This is a genomic window from Bacillus haynesii, from assembly GCF_001969855.1.
GTDB lineage: Bacteria > Bacillota > Bacilli > Bacillales > Bacillaceae > Bacillus > Bacillus haynesii.
In genome coordinates, this window is the sequence record NZ_MRBL01000003.1 from 348,056 (window position 1) to 372,633 (window position 24,578).

At 46.0% G+C, this 24,578-nt stretch carries 21 protein-coding genes; 17 read left to right on the forward strand and 4 right to left on the reverse strand.

Annotated elements, in window-relative coordinates; genetic code table 11:
- Window positions 1–47: 47 nt before the first annotated feature.
- Together ald and BTA31_RS03850 are read right to left on the reverse strand one after the other, a co-directional pair.
- Window positions 48–1,187 (reverse strand): alanine dehydrogenase, encoded by a 1,140-nt coding sequence (ald, locus tag BTA31_RS03845; protein ID WP_076788941.1) that lies wholly within the window; start codon window positions 1,185–1,187, stop codon window positions 48–50.
- A gap of 110 nt (window positions 1,188–1,297) precedes the next feature.
- Window positions 1,298–2,536: a PucR family transcriptional regulator gene (locus BTA31_RS03850; RefSeq protein ID WP_076788942.1), complete on the reverse strand. Its 1,239-nt coding sequence runs from the start codon at window positions 2,534–2,536 to the stop codon at window positions 1,298–1,300.
- 183 nt (window positions 2,537–2,719) lie between these two features.
- Between BTA31_RS03850 and BTA31_RS03855 the strand changes: the two genes are divergently transcribed.
- From BTA31_RS03855 to BTA31_RS03900, 10 genes are all read left to right on the forward strand, one after another.
- Window positions 2,720–4,129: an alanine/glycine:cation symporter family protein gene (locus BTA31_RS03855; RefSeq protein WP_076788943.1), complete on the forward strand. Its 1,410-nt coding sequence runs from the start codon at window positions 2,720–2,722 to the stop codon at window positions 4,127–4,129.
- 332 nt (window positions 4,130–4,461) lie between these two features.
- A complete protein-coding gene (locus tag BTA31_RS03860) occupies window positions 4,462–4,758 on the forward strand; it encodes a WXG100 family type VII secretion target (protein ID WP_026588601.1) in 297 nt (98 codons plus the stop codon).
- Window positions 4,759–4,838: 80 nt separating this feature from the next.
- Entirely contained in the window at window positions 4,839–5,078 is a 240-nt protein-coding gene (yukD, locus tag BTA31_RS03865) for an ESX secretion system protein YukD (RefSeq protein WP_020452810.1), read from the forward strand.
- Window positions 5,079–5,092: 14 nt separating this feature from the next.
- On the forward strand, window positions 5,093–6,409 hold the full coding sequence (gene essB / locus BTA31_RS03870; protein ID WP_076788944.1) for a type VII secretion protein EssB: 1,317 nt from the start codon (window positions 5,093–5,095) through the stop codon (window positions 6,407–6,409).
- Between the two features lie 36 nt (window positions 6,410–6,445).
- Window positions 6,446–10,930, forward strand: a complete 4,485-nt coding sequence (essC, locus tag BTA31_RS03875; RefSeq protein ID WP_076788945.1) for a type VII secretion protein EssC — start codon at window positions 6,446–6,448, stop codon at window positions 10,928–10,930.
- A complete protein-coding gene (esaA, locus tag BTA31_RS03880) occupies window positions 10,927–14,001 on the forward strand; it encodes a type VII secretion protein EsaA (RefSeq protein ID WP_076788946.1) in 3,075 nt (1,024 codons plus the stop codon). The genes essC and esaA overlap by 4 nt, the downstream gene beginning before the upstream one ends.
- 25 nt (window positions 14,002–14,026) lie before the next feature.
- On the forward strand, window positions 14,027–14,479 hold the full coding sequence (gene essA, locus BTA31_RS03885) for a type VII secretion protein EssA (RefSeq protein WP_239693125.1): 453 nt from the start codon (window positions 14,027–14,029) through the stop codon (window positions 14,477–14,479).
- 12 nt (window positions 14,480–14,491) lie between these two features.
- Window positions 14,492–14,947 (forward strand): hypothetical protein, encoded by a 456-nt coding sequence (locus BTA31_RS03890; protein WP_076788948.1) that lies wholly within the window; start codon window positions 14,492–14,494, stop codon window positions 14,945–14,947.
- A gap of 20 nt (window positions 14,948–14,967) precedes the next feature.
- On the forward strand, window positions 14,968–15,699 hold the full coding sequence (locus tag BTA31_RS03895) for a (S)-benzoin forming benzil reductase (protein WP_076788949.1): 732 nt from the start codon (window positions 14,968–14,970) through the stop codon (window positions 15,697–15,699).
- Window positions 15,700–15,857: 158 nt separating this feature from the next.
- On the forward strand, window positions 15,858–16,388 hold the full coding sequence (locus BTA31_RS03900) for an HD domain-containing protein (RefSeq protein ID WP_076788950.1): 531 nt from the start codon (window positions 15,858–15,860) through the stop codon (window positions 16,386–16,388).
- Here BTA31_RS03900 and BTA31_RS03905 read toward each other — a convergent pair.
- Complete coding sequence (locus BTA31_RS03905) at window positions 16,385–17,848, reverse strand: esterase/lipase family protein (protein WP_076788951.1); 1,464 nt, start codon at window positions 17,846–17,848, stop codon at window positions 16,385–16,387. The genes BTA31_RS03900 and BTA31_RS03905 overlap by 4 nt on opposite strands.
- A 329-nt stretch (window positions 17,849–18,177) precedes the next feature.
- Between BTA31_RS03905 and BTA31_RS03910 the strand changes: the two genes are divergently transcribed.
- The 7 genes from BTA31_RS03910 (at window position 18,178) to BTA31_RS03940 (ending at window position 24,002) form a co-directional block, all read left to right on the forward strand.
- Entirely contained in the window at window positions 18,178–19,287 is a 1,110-nt protein-coding gene (locus tag BTA31_RS03910; protein WP_076788952.1) for an AI-2E family transporter, read from the forward strand.
- Window positions 19,288–19,343: 56 nt separating this feature from the next.
- Window positions 19,344–19,565, forward strand: coding sequence for a spore germination protein (locus tag BTA31_RS03915; RefSeq protein ID WP_043927988.1), 222 nt, complete (start codon window positions 19,344–19,346; stop codon window positions 19,563–19,565).
- A 73-nt stretch (window positions 19,566–19,638) separates the two neighbouring features.
- The gene (locus BTA31_RS03920) at window positions 19,639–19,887 is read left to right on the forward strand and encodes a YueH family protein (RefSeq protein WP_043927987.1); all 249 of its coding nucleotides are present in this window, start codon (window positions 19,639–19,641) and stop codon (window positions 19,885–19,887) included.
- A gap of 95 nt (window positions 19,888–19,982) precedes the next feature.
- Window positions 19,983–20,384 carry a YueI family protein gene (locus BTA31_RS03925; RefSeq protein WP_076788953.1) on the forward strand — a complete coding sequence of 134 codons (402 nt, stop codon included), beginning with the start codon at window positions 19,983–19,985 and terminating at the stop codon, window positions 20,382–20,384.
- Between the two features lie 182 nt (window positions 20,385–20,566).
- Window positions 20,567–21,118: a cysteine hydrolase family protein gene (locus BTA31_RS03930; RefSeq protein WP_076788954.1), complete on the forward strand. Its 552-nt coding sequence runs from the start codon at window positions 20,567–20,569 to the stop codon at window positions 21,116–21,118.
- 17 nt (window positions 21,119–21,135) lie between these two features.
- Window positions 21,136–22,605: a nicotinate phosphoribosyltransferase gene (locus BTA31_RS03935; protein ID WP_076788955.1), complete on the forward strand. Its 1,470-nt coding sequence runs from the start codon at window positions 21,136–21,138 to the stop codon at window positions 22,603–22,605.
- 179 nt (window positions 22,606–22,784) lie between these two features.
- Entirely contained in the window at window positions 22,785–24,002 is a 1,218-nt protein-coding gene (locus tag BTA31_RS03940; RefSeq protein ID WP_043927982.1) for an EAL and HDOD domain-containing protein, read from the forward strand.
- Window positions 24,003–24,044: 42 nt separating this feature from the next.
- Here the strand turns inward: BTA31_RS03940 and BTA31_RS03945 are convergent, their stop codons facing one another.
- Window positions 24,045–24,392: a YuzC family spore coat inner layer protein gene (locus BTA31_RS03945; RefSeq protein ID WP_239693126.1), complete on the reverse strand. Its 348-nt coding sequence runs from the start codon at window positions 24,390–24,392 to the stop codon at window positions 24,045–24,047.
- Window positions 24,393–24,578 lie beyond the last annotated feature (186 nt).

Here is a 24,578-nt window from a genome sequence, read left to right on the forward strand (position 1 = left end):
AAAGACAGAGTCTCGGAGATATTTCCTGAGGCTCTGTCTTTTTGATGCTATGCGCCGGCGGCTGACGACGAATTTTCGATCGCAAGCTCTGCCGGAACGTAATCATAGTTTAAGTCTCTGGCTACGGCTTCATAAGTGATATGGCCGTTTGCTGTGTTTACGCCGGCTTTTAACGCATGGTTTTCAAGAATCGCTTTTTCCGCGCCCTTGTTTGCGATTTCAAGCGCGTACGGTACCGTGACATTCGTCAGTGCAACTGTAGATGTCCGCGGAACGGCGCCCGGCATGTTGGCAACGGCGTAATGGACGATTCCGTGTTTGACATAGGTCGGATTGTCGTGGGTTGTGATGTGATCCACCGTCTCGACGATGCCGCCTTGATCGATTGCGACGTCAACGATCACAGAGCCCGGTTTCATCTGTTTGACCATCTCTTCCGTCACTAAAGTCGGCGCTTTGGCACCCGGGATCAGAACCGCGCAGATGAGGAGATCGGCTTCAGCTACGGCATCGGCGATGTTGACCGGATTGGACATCAATGTTTTGATTTGGTTGCCGAATTGATCATCAAGCTGGCGCAGACGTTCTGCGCTTAAATCGATCATCGTCACGTCGGCTCCGAGGCCAGTCGCGATTTTTGCCGCATTTGTGCCGACAACGCCTCCGCCGATGATCGTCACTTTTCCGCGCGCGACTCCGGGTACACCGGCCAATAATATGCCTTTTCCGCCTTTCGGCTTCTCAAGGAACTGCGCGCCGATTTGGGCGGCCATCCGCCCGGCTACCTCTGACATCGGCGTCAGCAAAGGAAGAGAACGGCCGTCGCTGACCGTTTCATAGGCGATGGCTGTCACGCCTTTTTGCTTTAATGCCTCAGCCAAGGAAGGCTCTGCGGCCAGGTGCAGGTAGGTGAACAAGATGAGACCTTCTCTAAAATACGGATATTCTTCAGGGAGCGGCTCTTTGACTTTCATCACCATATCGGCCGCTTCCCAGACGGCTTTCGCCTGTTCTGAGATCTCCGCTCCCACTGAGACGTAATCCTCGTTTTCAAACCCGCTTCCAGTCCCCGCGTCTTTTTCCACGATGACGCGGTGTCCGTCCGCGATCAATTGAGAAGCTGCACCGGGAGTTAATGCTACACGGTTTTCATTGTTTTTGATTTCTTTCGGTACGCCGATGATCATCCCGTCATTCCTCCTTTTTCTGTAAAAATGCTATTGTTTTAGTTTATACTGACTTTTTAGAATTTTCTTTGTTTGAATCGAAAAATAAAAAAACATGCATTTGTGGAATTTCACAAATGCATGTTGCGAAGCTTGATTTCAAGATAAATCGTAAATTTTTCATTGATGTTTTTTAAATCGATTTCGGCGATTTTACTGATGCGCTTCAGCCTGTAGTTCAGCGTGTTGACGTGAATGTTCAGCTTTTTGGCGGCGGTGTTGACGTTGCTGTCGCATTCGATGAACTGTTCAAGCGTCTCGACAAGATTGGAGTGGTGCTCTTTATCATATGCTTCAAGCTGCATTAAAGAATAGTTTGGATAGCTTGCGTGTTTCCGTTTTTCGCTGAGCACGTCGAGATACTGATAGATGCCGAGCTCTGAAAAGCTGACGAGATGCCTTGTCTCATCGGGAAAACGCTCCTTGACCTTCAGCGCTGAGAGCGCTTCCTGATAGGACTGGTGTACAAGGGTGATCAAGCTGTACATTCCGCCGATCGCAATCGTGCAGTTATTCAGTTTATAGCGCTCTTCAAGCTGCTTTTGTATATTCGCGGCAAATTGCTTTAAATCATTGAACGGCTGCCCCTTTTGCCCCGTTTTTGGCGAAGCGAGGACAATCAGTTCATTATAGTCGATTGTAGCCAGAAGGATTTGCAACTGCTGCGTCGTCTCCAGCAAGTAATGGAGCTGTTTTTCGGTTTTTTCCTCGATTTCGTCTTTCAGCCGGATGATGATGACCGAATAAGTTGAAGGAACTCCGATACCAAGCTGATGAAAGCCGTCGGAGATCTCCTGATCTTCCGAAATATGCCCGGTTAAAAGCTTCCAGAAAAACTCCTGGCTGCGCTGTTCATTTTTTCTTTTTCGGACTTGATAAGGCAACAGCTTGTTTTTGACGGAATCCGCGGCCAGCTTCAAAAGGTGGAGCTCGTCTTCCGACAGCGTTTTTTGGCTTTCCAGCGCCCAGATAAAACCGATGACCTCACTGTTTTTCCAGATTGAAATCGCCACGCGGCTCGACAGGCCGACTTCATCGATTTGCTCGACCCTGATCGGTTCGTCGGTTTTCATCAAGGCGGGAATCGTTCCATCTTTCCAAAGCTTGTTGATGACCTTTTCCGGCACACGCCTTCCGATGATCGTTGACGTTCTCGCCGGGTCCGTGTAGTCGCTATGTGTGCTGTAAGCAAGGAGGCGGTGGTTGACGTCTTCTATCGTAATCGGACAGTCCAGCACCTCGCTGATATGATCTGCCACTTCTTCTAAACGGTCATATTGATATTTAAAAGGATTGTTTCGATTGTTCATAAAAAAACCCCTACTTTTATGTTTGCATGAAAAAATTTTGACATATACCCATCTTACTTTTATTATGAATATAGTTGTTTGTTAAAATCAACAAAAAAGTCGCTGGCGATTTATTATTTTTCATAAATACGGCGATGTATTACACCGAATTTAATTATTCTGAAATAAGAGGAGTAGGAAACATTGGCGATTCTAGAGAAAATCAACGGCTTTTTATGGGGAGTCCCGGGCATCATTCTGCTTGTGGGAACCGGTTTATTTCTGACGTTCATCCTCCGGGGGCTTCAATTTAAAAGATTGATATATGCATTCAAACTTGCATTCGGAAAAGAAAAAGAATCAGCCGGAGCAGACGGTGATGTCAGCAATTTCAAGGCGCTGATGACGACGCTTGCCGGAACGATCGGAAACGGGAATATTGCCGGTGTAGCCACGGCGATTACGGTTGGAGGTCCGGGGGCTTTGTTTTGGATGTGGCTCGTCGGTCTTTTAGGGATGGCTACGAAATACAGCGAAGCATTGCTCGCCACGAAATACCGCGTCAAAAATGAGCGGGGCGAATATTCGGGCGGGCCGATGTACTATGTCGAAAAAGGGCTCGGGAAGAAGTGGAAGCCGCTTGCCGTTTTATTTGCATTGTCAGGTGTGCTTGCCTCTTTTGGAATCGGGGATTCCGTCCAGTCCAACACGATTTCGGAAGTCGTCACACACAGCTTCGGGATTCCCGGCTGGATCATCGGCCTTGTGCTTGCGGTATTGACGGCTGCGATCATCTTTGGCGGTTTTCAGCGTGTCAGCACGGTTGCGAGCATTTTTGTGCCGGTCATGGCGATTCTTTATATCAGCGGATCACTGATCATTATTTTCCTTCATTATGATCAAATCATTCCGGCGTTCCAGCTGATTTTTTATCACGCCTTCAACCCGGTGTCAGCCGCGGGGGGCTTTACGGGTGTGGTTGTGTCTGAGGCAATCAGAAACGGAATGTCGAAAGGAATCTTTTCAAATGAAGCGGGTCTTGGTACCGCTGCTTTGATCGCAGGAAACGCGAAATCCGATCATCCCGTCAAGGCCGCTTTGGTTGCGATGACGGGAACTTTCATCGTCACATTGATCGTTTGTACAATGACGGGGCTCGTCCTTATTATCACGGGATTCTGGGATCCTTCCGGCGGTCTGCTTTCTGGTGTTGCCCACGATACATCGCTTGACGCCGGCGCGCTGACAAACGCCGCGTTTGCTTCTTCACTGGGAGCCGCGGGCAAATACATCGTGACGTTTTCGGTGATTTTCTTTGGCTACTCAACCATTGTCGGTTGGTATGTATATGGAGAAAAATGTCTGGAATATTTAGTTGGTTTAAAATGGGTGCCGGTTTACCGTGTCGTTTATGTCATTGCTGCATATTACGGTGCAGTCGCAAGCCTGAATACTGTATGGGCTTTTGCCGACATGGCGAACGCATTAATGATGATCCCGAACTTGATCGCTCTTGTGCTCTTATGGAAAGTCATTCGAGCGGAAACTGACGATTTCTTTTTGCACCACTATAATAAGGAAAAACAAAAATCAGCCGGCTTGAAAGCGGGCTGATCGAGACAAGCCTGCCTCTAAGAGAGGCGGGCTTTTTTGCGCTTGTGCAATCCTTCCTTTATCCTATGGAAACGCTTCAGCCTCGAATAGGCATATCAGACCACGCCTTTTGATGCAAATGTTACGAATGAAGAAAATTGAGATATTTTTACTAGATTTCTATAATTTTTGCTGGGTGGAAATAGAGGAATGATAAACCTTTAGACTCATTTTGTAAAATAACAACAGATTTGTTTGACTGTGCCTCAATCTTGTTTTTATAATAAAAACGTTCAAAAAAATAAGTTATTTAGCCCATATCTAGGGCGAATAGCGCAGGAGGTATAAGGAATATGTCAGGAATCATTCGTGTTACGCCGGCTGAACTGCGGCAAATGGCTGACAGATATCAAAAAGAAAGCGGAGATGTGACTGAGCAGGTCAATCAGCGCCTTGATCAAATGATCAACCAGCTTCAAGATATGTGGGAAGGTGAATCTAGCCGTGCGTTCGCAGAACAATATCAAGAGCTAAGACCTTCTTTTGTTAAAATGGCTGAACTTCTAAGCGACGTTTCTAAACAGCTTCATCAGACTGCTAACACTCTTGAAAGCACTGACCAAGACATCGCTAGCCAAATCCGCGGCTAATTTACAGATTAGAAGAATGAGAGAAGCGCCTAATTCAAAAGAAGATGACGGCGCTTTTTCTATTGAGAGGTGATGAACTGGTGTATGTTGACATTACCATCGATTTAAAACATTACGACGGCAGCGCCTTTGACCTCAGGCTGTCGGATTACCATTCTGTTAAAAAGGTAATCGACATCGCGTGGCAAGCCAAAAGCATACCGGTGCCTCCCCGGGAAGGCTACTGGGTAAGGGTGACAAATAAAGATGCCGTTTTTTCAGGCGAATATACATTATCGCAATGCGGAATTACGACAGGTGACCGCCTGGAAATATTATGAAAGGATCTGGATGAATGGCAGAGAAAAAGAAAACGTATCTCGAAGACCAATTAGAGGCCGTCATGACGAAAGAAGACGGTACATATATCTTTCGTTTTCAAAGAGAAAAGATCAATCTTGTGAACGGCTTGGAAGCAAACGTCATTAAAGAGGTCGATCCTTCCTTTAATAAAGAAACCGTCATGACCGATGATGAAGTCCAAATTTTGATTCAGCCTCCTTCCGAATATAAAGAATTTCGTTATATAAAAGGGAAAAATAAAAAAAGCAAATGGCTTTTCGCGTACCAGCTCGTGAAAGCCGTTGAAGAACATTCAATTAAAAGGCTGCACCTGATCGCTGCGCCTGAAAACATTGTTTTTGACAAAGGATTAACGCCTAAATTTTTACATTATGGAGTGCAAGAAAGCATTCCGCCATATGAACACGACGAAGAAAGACTTTTCAATGAAGTGAAAGCCGCCGCTGCGCTTGCTGTCGACGGGCAATTTACTTTTGAAGAGTATTTAAAATACAGCGAAACGATCAAGTTTTCAGATCAGGTAAAAGACATCATCACAAGCGGGACGTACGGCGATTTGAAAGCCGTCATTCAAAAGAGGATCGATGAACTGGATGCCGAAGAAAAAACGCTTGTCCATCTTCCGAAGAAGAAATGGAAGATTCAAAGGTACATAGGGTTAGGACTTATTTTATGCTTAATACCGGCTGTTTTATTTTCCTTCTACTCATTATTCTTCGCACAGCCGAAACAGCAGGCGTTTATCGAAAGCAACCGCTACTTCTTAAATAAACAGTACAGCAAAGTCATCAGTACGCTCGATAAATATGATGCCGGCGAGATGCCTGATTCTGTTCAATATCAGCTGGCTTATTCGTATATCATCGTTGACAATGTACTGAAGGAAGCAGATTTACAGGAAGATGCCATGAAGAGTCTGACGCTTCAAGTCGATCCGAATAACTTCCTTTACTGGATTCAGATCGGGCGCGGCGCCAATAAAGAAGCGCTTGAGACGGCTCGTAAGCTGGAAAACAATGCACAGATCATGTTGGCACTTATGAAATATACAGATGACATTAAAGCCGATGATAAATTGTCCAGTGATGAGAGGCAGAAACAGCTGGACCCGCTCGAAAAAGAACTTGAAGAATTGAAGCGGACAGCAGATGAACAGAAGGCTAAAACTGAAGAAAACCAGCAGGCGAACACCGAGCAAAACCAGGCGGACGCAGAGGCGGCAAAGGCTGAAACGGAGAAGGCCGAGCAAGAGCAGGCGAAAAAAGAAAATAAAGAAAAGGAAGACAAAAAGAAAAAAGATGATAAATAAAAGCGAAAACACCTGTTGTTGGCAGGAGGCGGAGAAATGAGTCTGTTATGGATTTTTTATCATAAAAACTATCAAAAAATAAAACTGGATGATCAGAACAGCCGCACGCTCACAATCGGGCCGGATTTGAAACATTCTGTCACGATCAAGCATTTTTCGTTTGAAAAAGGCCCGGTGATACTGGAAAAGCAGAAGGACTCAGACGCTTTCAACGTGCAGCTGGGAGGGGAGGCTGTCTCTTCTTTAAAGCTTGGCGGAAAGGCGTCCGTCCAAAGCGGCGCTGAACAGCTGACGCTCTTTTTAGCCGAAGAATCCGACAGCGTTCCCGCCTACTATTTGGGGGAGAGACAGGAAGTCGTCATTTCTTCCCTCGATCAAGAAGCGGATGTTAATTTCAATGAAACGGATTCATTCTTTGGAGAAAAAGGTACGTTCTCCTTCATCCGCCTCGACGGGCGATGGAATGTCCTGCCGAACGGCGCCAAAATTTATTTGAACGGAGAAGAAGTGTCCGACCCGGTCTCTGTGCAAAATGGAGACGAAATCGCATTTGGACTGAATATTCTTCGCATCGTTGAAGATGATCTCTTGGAAATCGAAGGGTTCGGGCAGTATGATACGTCTTTGGAGAACATTCTCAAGCCGAGCTCCGAGACAAAAAATAAATATCCGCAATACCGTAGGCCGCCGAGAATGATTTACGATCTGCCGGATGAAAAGATATCTTTCAGCTTCCCGGCACAGGAAAGCGACGGAGACAACAGAGGCTTATGGCTGATGATTCTGCCTCCGCTCGTCATGCTGCTCGTCATGGGGATCGTGGCGCTCATTCAGCCGCGGGGGATCTTTATCATCGTCTCCCTTGCGATGTTTATGATGACGCTGATTACGTCAACTGTGCAGTACTTCCGCGACAAAAATCAGCGTAAAAAAAGAGAAGAAAAAAGAGAGCGGGTCTACACCCTTTACCTTGAAAACAAAAAGAAAGAGCTGCATGAACTTGCGGAAAGACAAAAGTTCGTCCTTGATTTCCATTTTCCTACATTTGAGAGAATGAAATATTTAACAAAGGAGATCAGCGGACGAATTTGGGAAAAATCGATTGAAAGCGCCGATTTTCTGCAAATCCGCCTTGGAACGGGAAACGTTGCATCTTCGTACCAAATCAATTTGAACGGCGGAGATTTGGCCAACCGTGATACAGACCATCTCCTCGAACAGACGCAAAAAATGGAAGAGGTCTACAGAGAGCTGAAAAATGCGCCGATCACCGTGAATCTCGCCGAAGGCCCGATGGGCGTCGTCGGAAAATTGTCCGTCGTCAAAAATGAAATTCATCAGCTTGTCGGCCAGCTCGCATTTTTCCACAGCTATCATGATTTGCGCTTTGTCTTCATTTTTGACGAAGCCGAGTATCAAGAATGGGAATGGATGAAGTGGCTCCCGCATTTTCAAATGCCTCATATTTATGCGAAAGGGTTTATTTACAACGAACAGACGAGAGATCAGCTCCTTTCAAGCATATATGAAATTTTGAGAGAACGGGATTTAGATGAAAACAAAAAGAAAACATTGTATAAGCCGCACTTTGTGTTTATCATCACAAATCAGCAGCTCATCGCAGAACACGTCATTTTAGAATATTTGGAAGGCAAGCAGAAAAACCTCGGAGTGTCGACAATCGTGGCGGCAGAGACGAAAGAAAGCCTGTCCGAAAACATTCATACCCTTGTTCGTTATATTACTGAACAAGAAGGCGACATTCTGATCAAGCAAAAGAAAGCCGTCCAGATCCCGTTTGAGCTGGATCACCACAACAGGGAAGACAACGAACTGTTTTCCCGGACGCTGAGAACGCTTGACCATCAGACTGGCATGACGAATTCAATTCCTGATACTGTATCGTTTCTCGAACTGTTCCAAGTGAAGGAAGTCGATGACATCGGAATCGGTCAAAAATGGACGACAAGCGAATCAGCCAAATCTTTGGCCGTGCCGATCGGCTATAAAGGAAAAGACGACATCGTTTATTTAAATCTTCACGAAAAAGCGCACGGCCCCCACGGGCTGCTTGCCGGAACGACCGGTTCGGGTAAAAGTGAATTTTTGCAGACTTATATTTTGTCTTTGGCCGTTCACTTCCACCCGCATGAAGTCGCATTTTTGTTAATCGACTATAAAGGGGGCGGAATGGCGCAGCCGTTCCGGAACATTCCGCATTTGCTCGGAACGATTACTAACATTGAAGGCAGCAAGAACTTCAGCAACCGGGCGCTTGCGTCCATTAAGAGCGAGCTGAAGAAAAGGCAGCGGCTCTTTGATCAGTACAAAGTCAACCATATCAATGACTATACAAAGCTTTACAAACAGAAAAAAGCGAAAACGGCGATGCCGCACCTGTTCTTAATTTCAGACGAATTTGCCGAGCTGAAAAGCGAAGAACCGGAATTTATCCGCGAGCTTGTCAGCGCGGCAAGGATCGGCCGAAGCCTCGGGGTGCACTTAATCTTGGCGACGCAAAAACCGGGCGGCATCATCGATGACCAGATTTGGAGCAACTCCAGATTCAAGGTTGCCTTGAAGGTGCAGGATGCGAATGACAGTAAGGAAATCCTTAAAAACGGGGATGCGGCTACCATCACGGTAACGGGCCGCGGTTATTTGCAAGTCGGCAACAATGAGGTGTATGAACTGTTCCAGTCTGCATGGAGCGGCGCCCCTTACATGGAGGACGGCTACGGCACAGAGGATGAAGTGGCGATCGTCACAGACACCGGATTAATTCCTTTGTCAGACGTTGATGCCGATCATACTGCGAAAAAAGAGGCCGTGACGGAAATTTCCGCCGTCGTCGAACAAATTGAACGGATTCAAGCGGAAATGGGAATCGAGAAGCTTCCGAGCCCTTGGCTGCCGCCGCTTGAAGAGCGCATACCGAAAACGCGCTACCCGTCGGAGGAAGCGGATGCCTTTAACTTTGCCTATATCGACGAACCTGAAAAGCAAAGCCAGGAGCCGATCAGCTATCGCATGATGGAAGACGGCAATATCGGCATCGTCGGCTCGTCAGGCTACGGAAAATCCCTGACCGCCACGACGTTCATGATGAGCTTTGCCGAACAATATACGCCGGAAGAATTGCACTACTACATTTTCGACTTTGGCAACGGAACGCTGCTTCCGCTTGCAAGGCTTCCGCACACCGCGGATTATTTCCTGATGGACCAAACGAGAAAAATCGAGAAATTTATGGTCCGGATCAAGGCGGAAATCGAGCACCGGAAAAATCTCTTCCGTGCAAAAGAAATCAGCCATATCAAGATGTACAATGCGCTGGATGAGGAAAAGCTGCCGTTTATTTTCATAACGGTGGATAACTTTGACATCATTAAAGACGAAATGCATGAACTCGAAAGCGAATTTATCCAGTTTTCACGGGACGGCCAGTCGCTTGGAATTTATTTAATCCTGACCGCGACAAGGGTCAATGCGATCAGACAGTCGCTCCTGAACAACCTGAAAACGAGGGTTGTCCACTATCTGATGGATCAGTCTGAAGCATATTCGATTATCGGAAGGCCGGAATTCAGCCTTGAACCGATCCCTGGACGCGTCATTATCAATAAAGAAAACCAATACTTCGCACAAATGTTTATGCCTGTGGAAGCCGACAACGATATCGAGCTGTTTGAAGGGATCAAAGCCGACATTCAGGCGATCGCAGAACGCTCGGAAGGCATGAGAAAGCCGGCGCCTGTGCCGATGCTGCCGCTCGAGCTTTCCGTCACACAGTTTGTGAGAGATTATCCGCTTCAGCCTGAAAGAGGCCTTATTCCAATGGGGCTCGATGAAGAATCTGTCGAACCTGTATACTTTAACCTTGAGAAAAACAAGCACTGCCTCATCATGGGGCAGACACAGCGCGGAAAAACAAACGTCATCAAGATCATGCTCGAGCATCTGCTTGACCATGATACGAAAAAAATTGCCGTGTTTGATTCGATAGACAGAGGGCTTTCTCAGTATGCGACAGAGGATCAAATCAGCTATCTTGAAACAAAAGACGACATTATGCTCTGGCTGGCTGAGACGGAAGAAATTTGCCGGACAAGGGAAGCGATGTATTTGGAAGCCGTTAAACAAGGCGAAATCGCCAACCTTGATTTTTCACCGATGGTCTTTATCGTCGACGGACTTTCACGCTTCCAGCAGACGATCGACGCATCGATTCAAGACAAAATGGCGATGTTCATGAAGTCTTACGCTCATTTAGGTTTCCACTTTATACCTGCCGGCAACCACAGCGAGTTCACAAAAGGCTATGATTCGCTGACAAGCGAAGTCAAGCAGGTCAGACACGCGATGCTATTAATGAAAAAATCCGAGCAGAACTTGATTCAGCTCCCATATGAACGTCAGGAGCCGGAAATTCTGCCGGGCTTTGGCTATATCGTTGAAAACGGCAAAGAGAGGAAAATTCAAATTCCTTTATGTGCTGTAGAAAGGAAGAAAACGAAATGACGGAACAACAAAAAAGCACGCTGAAAATTATCAGCGCCATCGTCACGATCATCTTGCTGCCCGTCTTGTTCTTTCATTTCATCGGTGAGAACCCGACGAAAAAGGTATCGAACGCGACAAGGGAAATCGCCGTTGTCAATGAGGATACCGGGATTTTGAAAGATGACGGAACCATTGATCAAGAGGCGCTGCTGGGGAACGAAATCTCGGCTTCCCTAGTTGACCGTCCGGACTATAAATGGACGGTCGTCAACCGGAGCGCAGCAGAAAGCGGACTTTCGGAGAAGCAATACGATGCAATTGTCTACATTCCGTCGGACTTTTCGCAAAACATTTTAAGCTACAACCATGAGCGTCCGCAAAAAGCGGAGCTGGAATTTAAAATTCAGGACCAGCTTGACGCCGTCAACAAGGAAAAAGTCCAGCGCGAGCTTCAGGACGCGCAAAAAACGGTGAGCAAAAAAATGTCTTCCCTGTACTGGCGCTTTGTCAAACAGGGAGTCAAAAAGGTCAGAAAAGAGTTTGACAGCATCGTAAACAAAGAATCAGAGTTCCAAAACGCGATGTACAATTTCTACAAGCCGAGCTCCAACAATTTAGCGGGCGAAGTAGAGAGACAAAAAGAGATGATCGACAGACTGAAAGAGTCGATCAATGAAACAGAAGGCACATCAAAAGAGCGCAACGCAAGCGTCGAAGAATCCAAAAAACAACTGGACAGCTTCGTCGACAACGTCAATCAGTACAAACAGTATCAAGAGAAGCAGTCGGAACTGCTCCAGGCTGCACAAGCGGACAGTGAAGGCCAGATCCAAGACGGCCTTACGGTGATTAAGGAAAAGCAGTCCATCGCGACGAGCCGTTTCAACGAACAAATGAGCGGCATGGCCGCTTCGTTCAACGGTTTGCAAAATCAATTCAGCCTGACTGCGAACTCTTTTCAAAACCTGCAAACGACGCGGGAGGATCAGGTACCTTTACAATTTAATGGGATTGACAGGATTCAGAATGAGTTGATCGATGATTATCAGGCCCAAACGAGAAGCTATAATCTGAGCCAGCTGCAACCTATATTGATAGATAAACGTTCAAAATTAACCGTTACATCAGAAGATCCAGGCACTACAGATCCTGGTGATGATCAAGATAACGATGATGAAGATCAAAATGACGACGAAGAACAGCCGAAAGATTTAAAAATCGATCTTCAAGAACAGCAAGATGAATTGAAGAGCATTGCGGCTGATCTTAAAGAATTATCGGACGGGCTAAAGGATTCCTCAGGGAATGATGGCGACAATTCAGGAGATAAAGACCCATCTGCCGGAGAGCCGAATCAGGATCAAAATCAAGACCCATCTGCTGAAGAGCCGAATCCAGATCAGAGTCAAGGTGAAACCGGGGAAAACGGTCAGCAGGACGGTTCAACTTCTGCAGATGAGACAGGTGACCAGGTAACGGGCGAAGACGGTCAAACGGAGAATCCGGGAGATGAGCCTGAAGACGAAATTGCCAAGTTAAAAGCACAGCTCAATGAAGCCGCCGCTAGAATTGAAAAGGTGGAAGCAGATCTTCGTGAAAAACAGGAAACGCATAATGAAGAGCTGAAAAAACAGCTGGAAAAGTTTGATGATAAAGTCGCTGAATTAACGAATACGATTCAAGACTTAAATCAAAATGTCGACAAGCTGAACAAGAGGATTACAAAGCTTGAAGAGAGCCAGAATGAAGATTTTAAGACCATTTACAGTCAAATCGAAACGCTTGAAAACGAGATATTAAGCTACCCGATGGGTGCTGAGAGAAAAGAAAAATTAAAAGAGGCTTTTGCTTCTGAAATCAATACAAGAGATGTCCGAGATCTTCTCAGGTATCATAATACGTTGTCAGTATATAGAACAACGCTATACGGATCAGTAGATTATTCAATTAAGAGCAATGTCATCTCCGCGAAAAGAGACAGCGTGGATACCGTCCTTAAAATCGGTGAAACCGAAGCGGAAAAATGGAGCAATTTAAAAAATAACATGCTGTCTACAAACGAAGACATTGAAAATTACACAACAGACATGACCGATTTCGTCAAAAGCTACGGCGATTTCATTAATGAGAAGCAGACTGACGTGCTAAATGAGCTCAGCACGATTTCAGAACGAGCAAATGCCGTATCTGAACAGCTGCGCAATCCGGAAGGCGCCGGAACAGCGGTCATGCAAGGAGACGCGACTGATGGAACGATGGTTATCAGCATGCAGGATACGCTTGGAAATGACATTTTGCAGCTGTCTAACATGCTCGGTTCCTTGTCGGAAACGCAATCAGGCGTCATCGAGTACACAGGCAATATTCAGGAAAGTGTAAACGATGTTCAGAAAAAAGCGGATACCCTGAATTCAAACTGGGGCCAAAATGTCGCGACGACAAAGCTTATCCGCGGAGACGTGTACGGCATTCTCGGAAATGCGTTCGGTGGAAACGACGGATATGTATACGATCATCTGGCAAGTCCGGTGAAAATCAGCGGGGATGTTCCAGAGTCAAAAGCGCAGAACGTACCGCCGGTCGTCATTCTCGTAATTGTGATGCTTTCCAGCTTGCTGATCGGATATTTCAGCCACCATTATCAAAATGCTCCGCTCTTAGTCAGGGGCGCACTGTTCGGCATTTTGAATATCATTGTCGGACTGATGATCAGCCTGTTCGGTTTGAACATTTACTCACTCGCAGACGATCAAGCCGTCATGTGGTCGGTCTTTACGATCTTGCTGCTGGTCGCAAGTTCAGCCATTATCCGGACGGCGTTTATGCTGGGGTCGATCGCAGGCGGAATCGCAACAGCCGCTATGGTGCTGTTCTATGTAGCGCCGCTGCTTGACTTGGCGATGCCGAACTTCAGCTTTAACAATCCGGTATCAACCGTATATATGTCGATTCAGTACGGAACTGGAAGCCAGTTTGCACTCGGAATCGGAGCATTAATTTTAATCACGATCATCGCAATTGCTGTTCCTTTTATTGTCGATTTTGCAAAATCAAGAGCAGAAGAAAGCGAGACTGACCATGATGCTTAATGCGAAATGGGGAAAGAAGGGGATCATGGCAGTCATGCTCTCCTTCTTTCTTTTCACTCCAATCGTGAAGGCGGACGAAACTGATAAAGTCGATGTAAAGCCAAACGAGTATGAAAAGCAGGATATTAAAATCGAGACGGACTACCTACAGGAAGAAGAGACGGAATACAAAGAGGAAATATCAATTCCAGAAGAACTGAAGGAATTCTCATTTACAGATTCGAAAAAAGAAGATGCCATCGAAAAGCTGAAAAGCCTGTCCGGAAGCTTCACGAATGAAAGCAATTCCGTGGCGTCAAAGCTGAAACAGCTTGACCTGTCATTCTCGGCAAATCTGTCCTTATCGGGACGGGAAGATGACTCTGCGGAAAGCCGGCAATCCATCTTCCTGCCCATCTTGTACGGTCTGCTGATCCTCCTTTGCATCGCCGGTCTGTTCTTTTTGATTCCAAAAGTCAGCGGCCAGCAGAAGAAATAGGAGCGCTCAACAATGAAAAGTCCGCGGTTCTATAAGGTGCTGTCCGCATGGTTAGCTTTTGCATTGACGGTGATTTGGTTATTAATACTTGTAGCAGTACACGGGCTGCTCATATTAGAATCCATTTTCTATTACATTGTGGTCATCGGTACATTAGGCATCATTTTACTGATAAACCCATCGTTGAGGGAGGAACACGATCAGGCAATGGCGGACTTTGTCCACTACGGTTATGGCTTGCTAGGATCGGGTGTGGCACTCGCCATTATGATCTTTGCTTTGATTCGCGTTTTAAAAGGGAAATGCGGTCTATGGACGCAAGGTCTGCTTGTTTTGGGGGCCGCTCTTCAGCTTATTGTCTTCGAATGGTTCAGTTTACTGACGGCGATGTTTTACGTGCTCGCCGCGTTTCTTCCGGAACAGAAAACCGCAGCACTTGAGAAGCGGGCTGATGAATCAGTACAATAATGGATAAGGAGGGACGCCGTATGCATTTATCCATTGTTACCGGAGCGTCAAAAGGGCTTGGCGCCGCGATTGCCGAAGGGCTTTTGCAAAAAGGCTATATAGTTCATGCTGTCTCAAGGACCAAGTCTGAAGTCAGTCATGACAGGCTGATCCAGCATGAGGCTGATCTGACGCAGCTCGCCGAAACAGAAAAGTGGTTTCGGCAATTCACAGAATCTGTCCAAGCCCGCGATTTTGCTTCGATCACCTTGATCAACAATGCGGGAATGGTAACGCCGATCAAGCGCGCCGGTGAAGCTGAATTGGAAGAACTGAGGCTGCATTATGACTTGAATTTGTTAGCGCCGGTGATTCTCAGCCAGATGTTTACCAAATGGCTCAAGCCATACAAAGGCAAAAAATCGATTGTCAATATATCATCGGGGGCGGCCAAAAACCCTTATAAAGGATGGAGCGCCTACTGCAGTTCAAAAGCGGGGCTCGATATGTTCACGAAAACATTCGGCTTTGAACAGGAAGATGAGTCTGATCCGGTGAAGATGATTTCTTTCTCACCGGGGATCATGGATACCGGCATGCAAGAGGTTATCCGTTCATCATCGAAAAAAGACTTTCATGAAATTGAACGATTCAAAACTTATCAAACAGAAGGAAAGCTGAGAAGCACGCCTTATGTGGCCGGCGTTCTGCTCGACCTGCTTGAGACCGACTTTGAAAACGGCAGAGTGTATGATATTAAAGAGTTTTTGTGAAAAATAAAAAAAACAAGCACATCAAATCGATTGTGCTTGTTTTTATTTTATCATTGCGTCAGCTCATATAGCGGAATTTTGAATATGATGTGTCAGATCAATTGAGATTTGCATGAAAATATGTTAGGATTCTAAAAATATATAAAGGAGGGGTTTACATGAGAAACGTAACATTAGTGGATGTATTCACCCATCCAATCGCACAAAAATATTTAACACGTTCCGGTGTAGCTCATGCCGTAGCCTGCGCTTACCACGCATACCGCCTGGCGGTGCGAGCTGGAGTAGATCCCGATATTGCGACAAAAGCGGCTTTGCTGCACGATATCGGCCATTATGAATGGTATACCGACGGAGAATGGGATTATGAAAAATACAAGCAAAACGACATTCACGCGATAAAGGGAGCCGAGCGCGCCCACAAGCTTCTGATCCGTCTCGGCGAAGATCGGAAAGCGGCAAAAGAGATTGCTTTGGCGATTTTGCTTCATACGGATTCCTATTTGCCAGAAGGGGACCTCGATAAAAACAAGCTACAGCAAATCGTCAAAAAAGCGGATGAGCTGGACGAAGAGCCGGGCGGAAACCACCATTACCGCAAAATCGATCATAAGCTGGCGCTTGAGAAAATCAGGAAGCTTGACCGCATGGTCGATGAATTCTTATCTCCCATGAAAAGAACGGTTTAATCGGACAAAGGGCTGTTTTCAAACCTCTCCCCTTTGTCATTTACATAAATAGAGCGGATGATCGTCCTGTTAAACGGCGAGTTGTCTGCTGTTTTTCCTGAAAGGTCGATCGTCACCGAATACATGCCCGCTTTTTTGAATGACAGGCTGTTTTGCAGCGCATTGATGGAAGCAGGTTTCAGCGACTTTTTCTCGGTTTGTTTTCCGTTTTCATAGCGGATCGAGCGGACGGACGCCTTTACATTCGCAAGGTTTGACGATTCTCTGGTGACTGCGTTTTTAATTTGCTGGTTCAAAGAAGAATCGAACGTCACAATGAACAAAAACGCCTCTTTTTGTTTGACGGATGATGCGATCTTCCATGTGCCTGCTGCAGGATTTTTGATGGCAGCGGAATGGACGAATCCCCCTTCAAAAACATCTGCCGTCTTTGCCATTGAAAAATCTTTGACCGGCTTGCCGCGTGGATCTGTCAATTTGATATTTCCCGAGGAATGATTGCTCAGCCAGTGAACGGTGATTTCCTTGACGCCTTTTTCAACGGCGAACTCCTCTTCTCTCAACCCATGATTTTCTCCCCCTCTGATGAAAGGGTACGATAATTTTTCATTGATGGCCGCTGTTTCATTTGCATATGCCTGAACAGTCAATAAAGGCATAAATACAGGAAATGTGAGGTTTCCTTTAATAATCGAGAAGTGGTCCCACTTTCCTGTATCCAGGTTTGTGGCGTAAGGGAGTCTCGCATTTTTTTCGGTGACGGCTCCGTCATTTTCGCCAAACATGTTTAAATAGACGCCCCCAAAAAATAAAACGCTGCCGAACCCGCCGATTTTATTGCCTGCCAGGGTGAAATATTTGGTTTTCGATCGATTGGGATGATTGTCGGTCTGGTCGCGGAACGATTTCATAAACCCTGTCTGGAGTGAATAAACGGCGTCATTTTTCTGGCCTAAAATACCGGCGAGCCATCCTGCCCAGCTGCTGTAGGCAAGGTCTGCCAGCTGTGAGCCATGATGAGGGGTTCCGAGCGTAATTACGCGCTCGACATAATGGTATGCGTTGTGATGAATCAGCGCCGACTGACTGTCAATTCCGCCTTTGCTGTAGGAAACGAGAATCACCTTGCGGCCGAAATGCTGGTAGATTTCACGCAGTTTGGCGGCCAGCATCGCTCCATTATCCTGCATGTCTTTATCGGGGTGGAGATCGATAAAAGCCGCATTATATCCGTTTTTCCACGCCTGTTCAGCCATGTCATTTTCGTCAAACCACGCGCTTGAAGAGCCGTTTAATCCATGGACAAATACAATCGGCGGTTTTGCGGGATCGGGATGTTCAACAGGGTCTCCCACGAACCAGTAGCCCGGATCGCCTCCTCCTCCTTTAAATCCTCCAGCTTTCGATACATGCGGATACACGAGCAGCAAAACAAGCATGAGCAGCACCAGTTTTTTCATCGTTGTTCACCTCATGGTTTTGTTGTAAGCGTTTTCATCATATTTTCTTGAGGTGAACTTTATACCAATGGACTGAAAAAATTTAGAAAATCTTCATAAACGGGAGGAATATTTACAGTGAAGACCGAAACCGGTATTCAATATGAGGGTATATTCCAACCTTCGACATACCAATATCGAGCGACTGAACCGCCGCGTTTTTTCACGATTTTTAAAGGAAATGAAACTCTTTTCCCCGCCGTCCGTATTGATGATGTAAAAACAGTTGACAGACGATGGTGTCAATAGTAGTTTTTAGAGTAATGAAAACAACCGGGAGGAAACAAAGCTTGTTAAAATCAAAAACCCATTTTTGGACGCTGCAAATTTTATTGGTTCTTCTTATTATTTATGTGTCGACAAAAGTGTCTTTTCTTTTCGAACCGATCATTGTATTTGCATCGACTTTATTTACTCCGATTTTAATTGCGGGAATCTTGTATTTTATATTCAATCCGATCGTGCGGCTTCTTGAGAAAAAGCTGCCGCGAACGCTGTCCATTCTGCTGATCTATTTGGTGTTTGTGGCATTCATCGGGTTTGTATTGTCAGCTGTCGGTCCTGTATTTACAAAGCAGGTTACCGATCTGTTCAACAGCATCCCATCCTATGTGAAACAGATCCAGATTTTCATTAAGCAAATGTCGAATTCGCAGTGGTTCACTTGGATAATGAATCAGGACTTCGTATCGGTTGCCAAAATCGAAAGCTCAATCGGCGAATATTTGACGAGCCTGCCTGAGAATATTACAGGGAGCCTGACTTCTGTATTCGGCGTTGTGACCAACATTGCGCTCACGGCTGTTACCGTGCCGTTCATCCTGTTTTATATGCTGAAGGACGGCCACCGTTTCCCGAATTTGGCTGTCAAGATTCTGCCTGACAAGTACAAAAATGAAGGGCTGAAGATTTTTAAGGATTTGTACGAGACGCTGGCGGCTTACATTCAAGGACAGCTCATCGTTTGTCTGTTCGTCGGAACGGCGTGCTTCATCGGTTTTTGGATCGCCGGTGTGAAATACGCGCTGATTCTCGGCTTGATCATTGCCGTGACGAATATTATTCCATATGTCGGACCGTTTCTTGGAGCGGCACCGGCCGTCATTATCGCTTTTCTCGACTCGCCGACAAAAGCATTGATCGCGCTGATCATCGTTGTTGCCGTTCAGCAGACAGACGGAAATCTGCTGTCGCCGCTGATAATCGGCAGACGCTTGAATACGCATCCGCTGACGATCATCCTTTTATTAATCGGCGCCGGAAGCTTCGGAGGCATTCTCGGCATGATCCTGGCCGTTCCGGCTTATGCCCTGCTCAAGGCTTTTACATTGAATATCATCCGCCTTGTCCGTTTAAGGCAGAGGTATAAAAAAGAAACGGCGGAAAATCCTGAAGTCTGAACGTTTTGCCCATTTTCACATATGATGCTAATAAATTGAATGGCGGAGGTGTGAAGATGCCGGCGATCGTTGGACCGATTTTTATCAGGCAAGTCGTTGATGACAGCGCAGCCTTCTTTGGAGATGTGTTTGCGATTTCCCCGAAGTGCACGGATACTTCCGGAAGCGGAGCGGGTGCATTTTTAACAGGGGACTACGGATTGACTCAAAACGATATCAATAAAACGACCTTCATAGATGCAGATGTGATAGACGGTTCCAAGTCATTGAACCTGTGACAGCCTCTTTTAAAGAGGCTGTTTCTTTTTTATAGTATAATGGGAAAAAAGATAGATAAGGCAGGTGACAAAGATGAAAATCAGGAAGGCAAACATCTTAAACAAAGATCAGATGATCACAGACGTTTACCTCCATGAAAATAAAAAGGAATTTCATACACTTGTGGCTGTGCCGCAACTGGAGTGGAGCACGTTGATTTTCTATGAGGAAGAAAAAACAGAACTCGCCGAAAAGCTTGACCGGTCATTGTCGAAAGTGGCTGAAGCAGGTGCGGCCGAGGAGCTGTCCAAAAAGATCGTACAATGGGTGACGGAAATGTAGCCCGGACTCATGCCCGCTGTTTTCATGGGTATACTGATAAAAAAATGCAGCTTAAAAAAACGCTGCCAGCAGGATAAAACTGGAGGGTCTAAGACGTGAGCGACCAATCAATGGATCAATATTTACAGCAGGGAATGTACGGACCACGCGAAACAAAGCCGGATGAACGCAGACTGTTTTTAGGCTCGCTGAGGGAAAGGGTCATCATCGCACTGACTAAAGGACAAGTTTTGCGTCCGCAGGCATACCGCGAAGTCATCAATGCGCTTGGCTCAAAAGCGGATGCGACATTATTGCTGAACGGTGAAATCGACTATTCACATTTATCTCCTTACATCAAGGAGTCCAATAAACAAGGCATCCCTTTTTCGATCGTGTCCGATCAGCAATCGGATACGCCCCTTGGACTTGTTCTCGCGGCGCGTGAGGCCGTAGAGAAAGAATCGATTTATGTTCAGGACGATATCTTTGAGCAGTCGGTTTTAAACAAGAAATGAGGCACGAGGTTTCGCACGTGCCTTCCACAGGGCGTGCGAACCTGTGGTTTTTGTTTTTTTCTGAAAAAGAAAAAGCCGTTGCTGGCGCGGCTTGACAGCCATATCCGATTGATTCGCCATTCACTTGTCCGTTTAGATAAGTTATAATGTTACCTATCATACAAAAGGCGGGGAGGGCGGCAATGAAAAAAGCTCTTATATGTATAGATTATACGAATGACTTTGTCGCAGCTGACGGAAAGCTGACGTGCGGAGAACCAGGCCGGAAAATCGAAGACGCCGTGACGCGTCTCGCGGAAGCGTTTATTCAAAACGGCGATTATGTCGTATTTGCAGTCGATTCACACGAGACCGGCGATACGCATCATCCGGAGACCCGTTTGTTTCCTCCACACAATATAAAAGGTACATCAGGACAGGATTTATACGGAAGGCTTGAAGCGCTTTATCGAAAACACGAACATGATCAGAATGTCTATTACATGGAAAAAACAAGGTACTCTGCTTTTGCCGGGACAAACCTCGAGCTGAAGCTCCGTGAAAGGGATATTAAAGAACTGCACCTCGTTGGCGTATGCACAGATATATGCGTGCTCCATACCGCAGTAGATGCTTATAATAAAGGGTTTAATCTTGTCATTCATCAAAACGCAGTGGCTAGCTTTAACCCGGACGGACACGACTGGGCTCTTTCTCATTTTGCAAACACCCTGGGAGCCTCAGTGTCAGATTGAGGAAGGAGAAATGAAGGTTGGAACACCGTTTTACAGACGACAGTCTAGCACTACACACAGACCTATATCAAATTAATATGGCGGAAACGTATTGGCGCGACGGCATTGATCAAAAGAAAGCCGTATTTGAACTGTTTTTCAGAAAGCTCCCTTTTGACAGCGGTTTTGCCGTTTTTGCCGGTCTTGAAAAAGCGATTGAATTTTTGCGGGATTTCAGATTTACTGAAAGCGATTTAGTTTATTTGAAAGAAGAGCTGGGCTTTAAAGATGACTTTCTCAGCTTTTTAAAAGATATGAGATTCACCGGTTCGCTTTATTCCATGCAGGAAGGCGAAATCGTGTTTGGCAACGAACCGATCATGAGGATCGAAGCGCCTTTGGCTGAAGCGCAGCTGATTGAGACGGCTCTGCTCAACATTGTGAATTACCAAACATTGATTGCCACAAAAGCGGCGAGAATCAAAAGTGTGATCGGAGAAGAGACGGCGCTCGAATTTGGAACAAGGCGCGCGCATGAAATGGACGCCGCGATGTGGGGAGCAAGGGCCGCGATTATCGGCGGGTTCGACGCGACAAGCAATGTCCGCGCCGGCAAGCGGTTTGACATTCCGGTATCAGGCACGCACGCCCATGCGCTTGTACAAGCCTATCGCGACGAATACACGGCATTTAAAAAATATGCGGAAACCCATAAAAAATGTGTCTTTTTGGTCGATACATATGATACGGTGCGTTCCGGCATTCCAAATGCAATTAAAGTAGCAAAGGAATTCGGTGATCAAATTGAATTTTCGGGAATCCGCCTTGACAGCGGAGACCTCGCCTATTTGTCGAAGAAAGCGAGAGCCATGCTGGATGAAGCCGGATTTACAGATACAAAAGTCGTCGCATCAAGCGATCTTGATGAGTATACGATTATGAATCTGAAAGCCCAGGGAGCAAAAATCGACGTCTGGGGCGTGGGCACAAAGCTGATTACCGCTTATGATCAGCCGGCTCTCGGCGCGGTTTACAAACTCGTTTCCATCGAAGAAGACGGAAAGATGGCAGACACGATTAAAATTTCTTCGAATCCGGAAAAAGTGACGACCCCAGGCTTGAAAAAGGTGTACAGAATCATCAATCAGCTGAACCATCATTCAGAAGGTGATTATATCGCTTTGGACTATGAGAAGGTCAATGAACAGGAGCGGCTGAAGATGTTTCACCCCGTTCATACGTTTATCAGCAAGTTTGTGACGAATTTTGATGCAAAAGATCTTCACCAGCCGATCTTTGAAAAAGGCGAGCTTGTTTATGAGAATCCGAGCATTCAGGATATTAAGCGGTATGTTCAAGAAAACCTTAGTTTGCTTTGGGAAGAGTATAAGCGGATCAGCAAGCCGGAAGAATATCCTGTCGATTTAAGCGAAGCTTGCTGGAACAACAAGATGCAGCAAATTCACGAAGCGAAAATCAAGGCGAAAAAAGGTCTGGATCAAGGTTGACTCTGTAAACGATAGTTTTTAACATAACTGGGGATTGAAACAGATAATTTCTTCGGGGATTATCTGTTTTTCAATATTAAGTTCAATATTTGGGTGAATTTTTTTATAGCAGACGGGATTTGCTCATTTATTTGATATACTTAAAAGCGAAGGCACCTCAGTCGCTAGGGGGAAGAAGAATGAGGGTATTCGTTGCCAGACAGCCAATATTCAACAGAAAAGAACAAGTTGTCGCATACGAGCTTTTATACAGGGAAAGCGAGAAAAACTTTTTTTCCGGTATTGACGGTGATCAAGCGACAACAGAATTAATGATTAACAGCTTTTTAAACATTGGAATCGATAAATTGACAGAAGGCAAAAGGTATTACGTGAATTTTACCGAAGGTCTATTGACATCAGGGCTGCCGACGTATTTTGACCCGGACCAGCTCGTTGTAGAAATCCTTGAAGATGTGCCGATCACCCCTGAGCTTATCGAAAGGTGCAGGCATTTGAAAAGCCTCGGCTACACGATTGCCCTTGATGATTTTTGTTTAAAGCATCGCGTGAAGAGGGACTTGCTCCATCAGCTTTTGGCATCCATTGATATTTTGAAGATCGATTTTTTCAAAACGACGCGGCAGGAAAGACAGAGCATCCTACGATCATGCCGGAACCACCGCCTGACGTTCCTCGCTGAAAAAGTGGAGACGCGAAAGGATTATGAGCAGGCTGCAAAAGACGGATTTCATCTGTTCCAAGGCTATTTCTTCAGCGAGCCCGTTGTGATTGACGGTCAGGACATTACATATCATTTCCATGCTTATTATGAGCTGCTGCATGAATTAAGCGAAGATCAGCCTGATATTGAAAACGTCACAAATATTATAGAACGCGATTTGTCGCTTTCTTACCAGCTGCTGAAGCTGTTGAATTCTCCAGCCAACCGGCCGATCCAAAAGATTAAAAGCATCCGCCAGGCGATCGTGCTTCTCGGATTTAAAGAAATCAAGAGGTGGATTTTCATCCTCTCATTTAAGGATTTAACGAAAAAGCAGAACTCCAGCAAGAACGAAGTCGTCAAGATTTCGCTGATCCGCGCGAAGCTTTGCGAATTGCTGGCGAAAAAAACGAACCGCCCTCAGCCGGCTTCTTATATGCTGACAGGCATGTTTTCATTTATCGATACACTGCTGCACAAAGAACTAACGGAAGTCATCAGCGAACTGCCGCTGACAGACGAAGTAGGTCAGGCGCTGCTCGGCAAAGAAAACGATTACCGAAAAATCTTGCGGCTTGCAAAATCGATCGAACGAAACGAATGGGAAGACACCGCCGAAACAGAAGGCTTAACAAAAGATGAAGCGTATCAATGCTATCTTGAAGCTGTTGATTGGTGTCAAAAGCTTTTATAAAAAATTCCGGCTCCTTTTTAGGGGCCGGAATTTTTTTTTGCGCTAAGACCAACGCAATAGCAGGAATATTCTGCTGCGGGGGCTGATGAGTATGATGCGGATGCCGTCGGGATCGAAAGAGGCATCAAGCTGTCTGCGGACGCCGGTTTGCCTGAGCAGGGCAAGCACGGTATTTTTTTGGTTGCTTTGGGCAGCCGTCATGATTTGGTGAGCTAAAGCATGCGAGGCTGAAAGCCGGCTTAAAATTCTCTGTCCGTCAGCCATCAAGCCCTCTGCTTCTTTTGCGGAACGCGAAAAGGCGCTGGCTTCAACTTCGGGATAGACCTGCCGGCAGTGGACATGTTGATATGGATACATCCAAAAGCAATAAGGAGGAATCAATATGAACACCTCTTTTCAATTTTTACGGGTCAAATTGCGGTTTTTGCGGTGTAAGGCGAAGGGATGGTTTTTTTAAGGGCCGAAATGCGTGTCGGTCTATTGCGTGTTTTTCGGTGGCGCATACACGACCTGCGTTCCGTGAACACTCAAGTTTTTCTATTCCCGGCTAGTTATTACTTTAGACTCAAGGTTGCA

Bases quoted from the DNA above. Each gene is read 5' to 3' on its own strand.
- BTA31_RS03940 (WP_043927982.1), top strand. From the start codon at position 22,785: ATGAGGGTATTCGTTGCCAGACAGCCAATATTCAACAGAAAAGAACAA.
- BTA31_RS03920 (WP_043927987.1), top strand. From the start codon at position 19,639: ATGAAAATCAGGAAGGCAAACATCTTAAACAAAGATCAGATGATCACA.
- essC (WP_076788945.1), top strand. From the start codon at position 6,446: ATGAGTCTGTTATGGATTTTTTATCATAAAAACTATCAAAAAATAAAA.
- essB (WP_076788944.1), top strand. From the start codon at position 5,093: ATGGCAGAGAAAAAGAAAACGTATCTCGAAGACCAATTAGAGGCCGTC.
- BTA31_RS03895 (WP_076788949.1), top strand. From the start codon at position 14,968: ATGCATTTATCCATTGTTACCGGAGCGTCAAAAGGGCTTGGCGCCGCG.
- BTA31_RS03900 (WP_076788950.1), top strand. From the start codon at position 15,858: ATGAGAAACGTAACATTAGTGGATGTATTCACCCATCCAATCGCACAA.
- BTA31_RS03930 (WP_076788954.1), top strand. From the start codon at position 20,567: ATGAAAAAAGCTCTTATATGTATAGATTATACGAATGACTTTGTCGCA.
- ald (WP_076788941.1), bottom strand. From the start codon at position 1,187: ATGATCATCGGCGTACCGAAAGAAATCAAAAACAATGAAAACCGTGTA.
- BTA31_RS03890 (WP_076788948.1), top strand. From the start codon at position 14,492: ATGAAAAGTCCGCGGTTCTATAAGGTGCTGTCCGCATGGTTAGCTTTT.
- esaA (WP_076788946.1), top strand. From the start codon at position 10,927: ATGACGGAACAACAAAAAAGCACGCTGAAAATTATCAGCGCCATCGTC.
- essA (WP_239693125.1), top strand. From the start codon at position 14,027: ATGGCAGTCATGCTCTCCTTCTTTCTTTTCACTCCAATCGTGAAGGCG.
- BTA31_RS03860 (WP_026588601.1), top strand. From the start codon at position 4,462: ATGTCAGGAATCATTCGTGTTACGCCGGCTGAACTGCGGCAAATGGCT.
- BTA31_RS03905 (WP_076788951.1), bottom strand. From the start codon at position 17,848: ATGAAAAAACTGGTGCTGCTCATGCTTGTTTTGCTGCTCGTGTATCCG.
- BTA31_RS03850 (WP_076788942.1), bottom strand. From the start codon at position 2,536: ATGAACAATCGAAACAATCCTTTTAAATATCAATATGACCGTTTAGAA.
- BTA31_RS03915 (WP_043927988.1), top strand. From the start codon at position 19,344: ATGCCGGCGATCGTTGGACCGATTTTTATCAGGCAAGTCGTTGATGAC.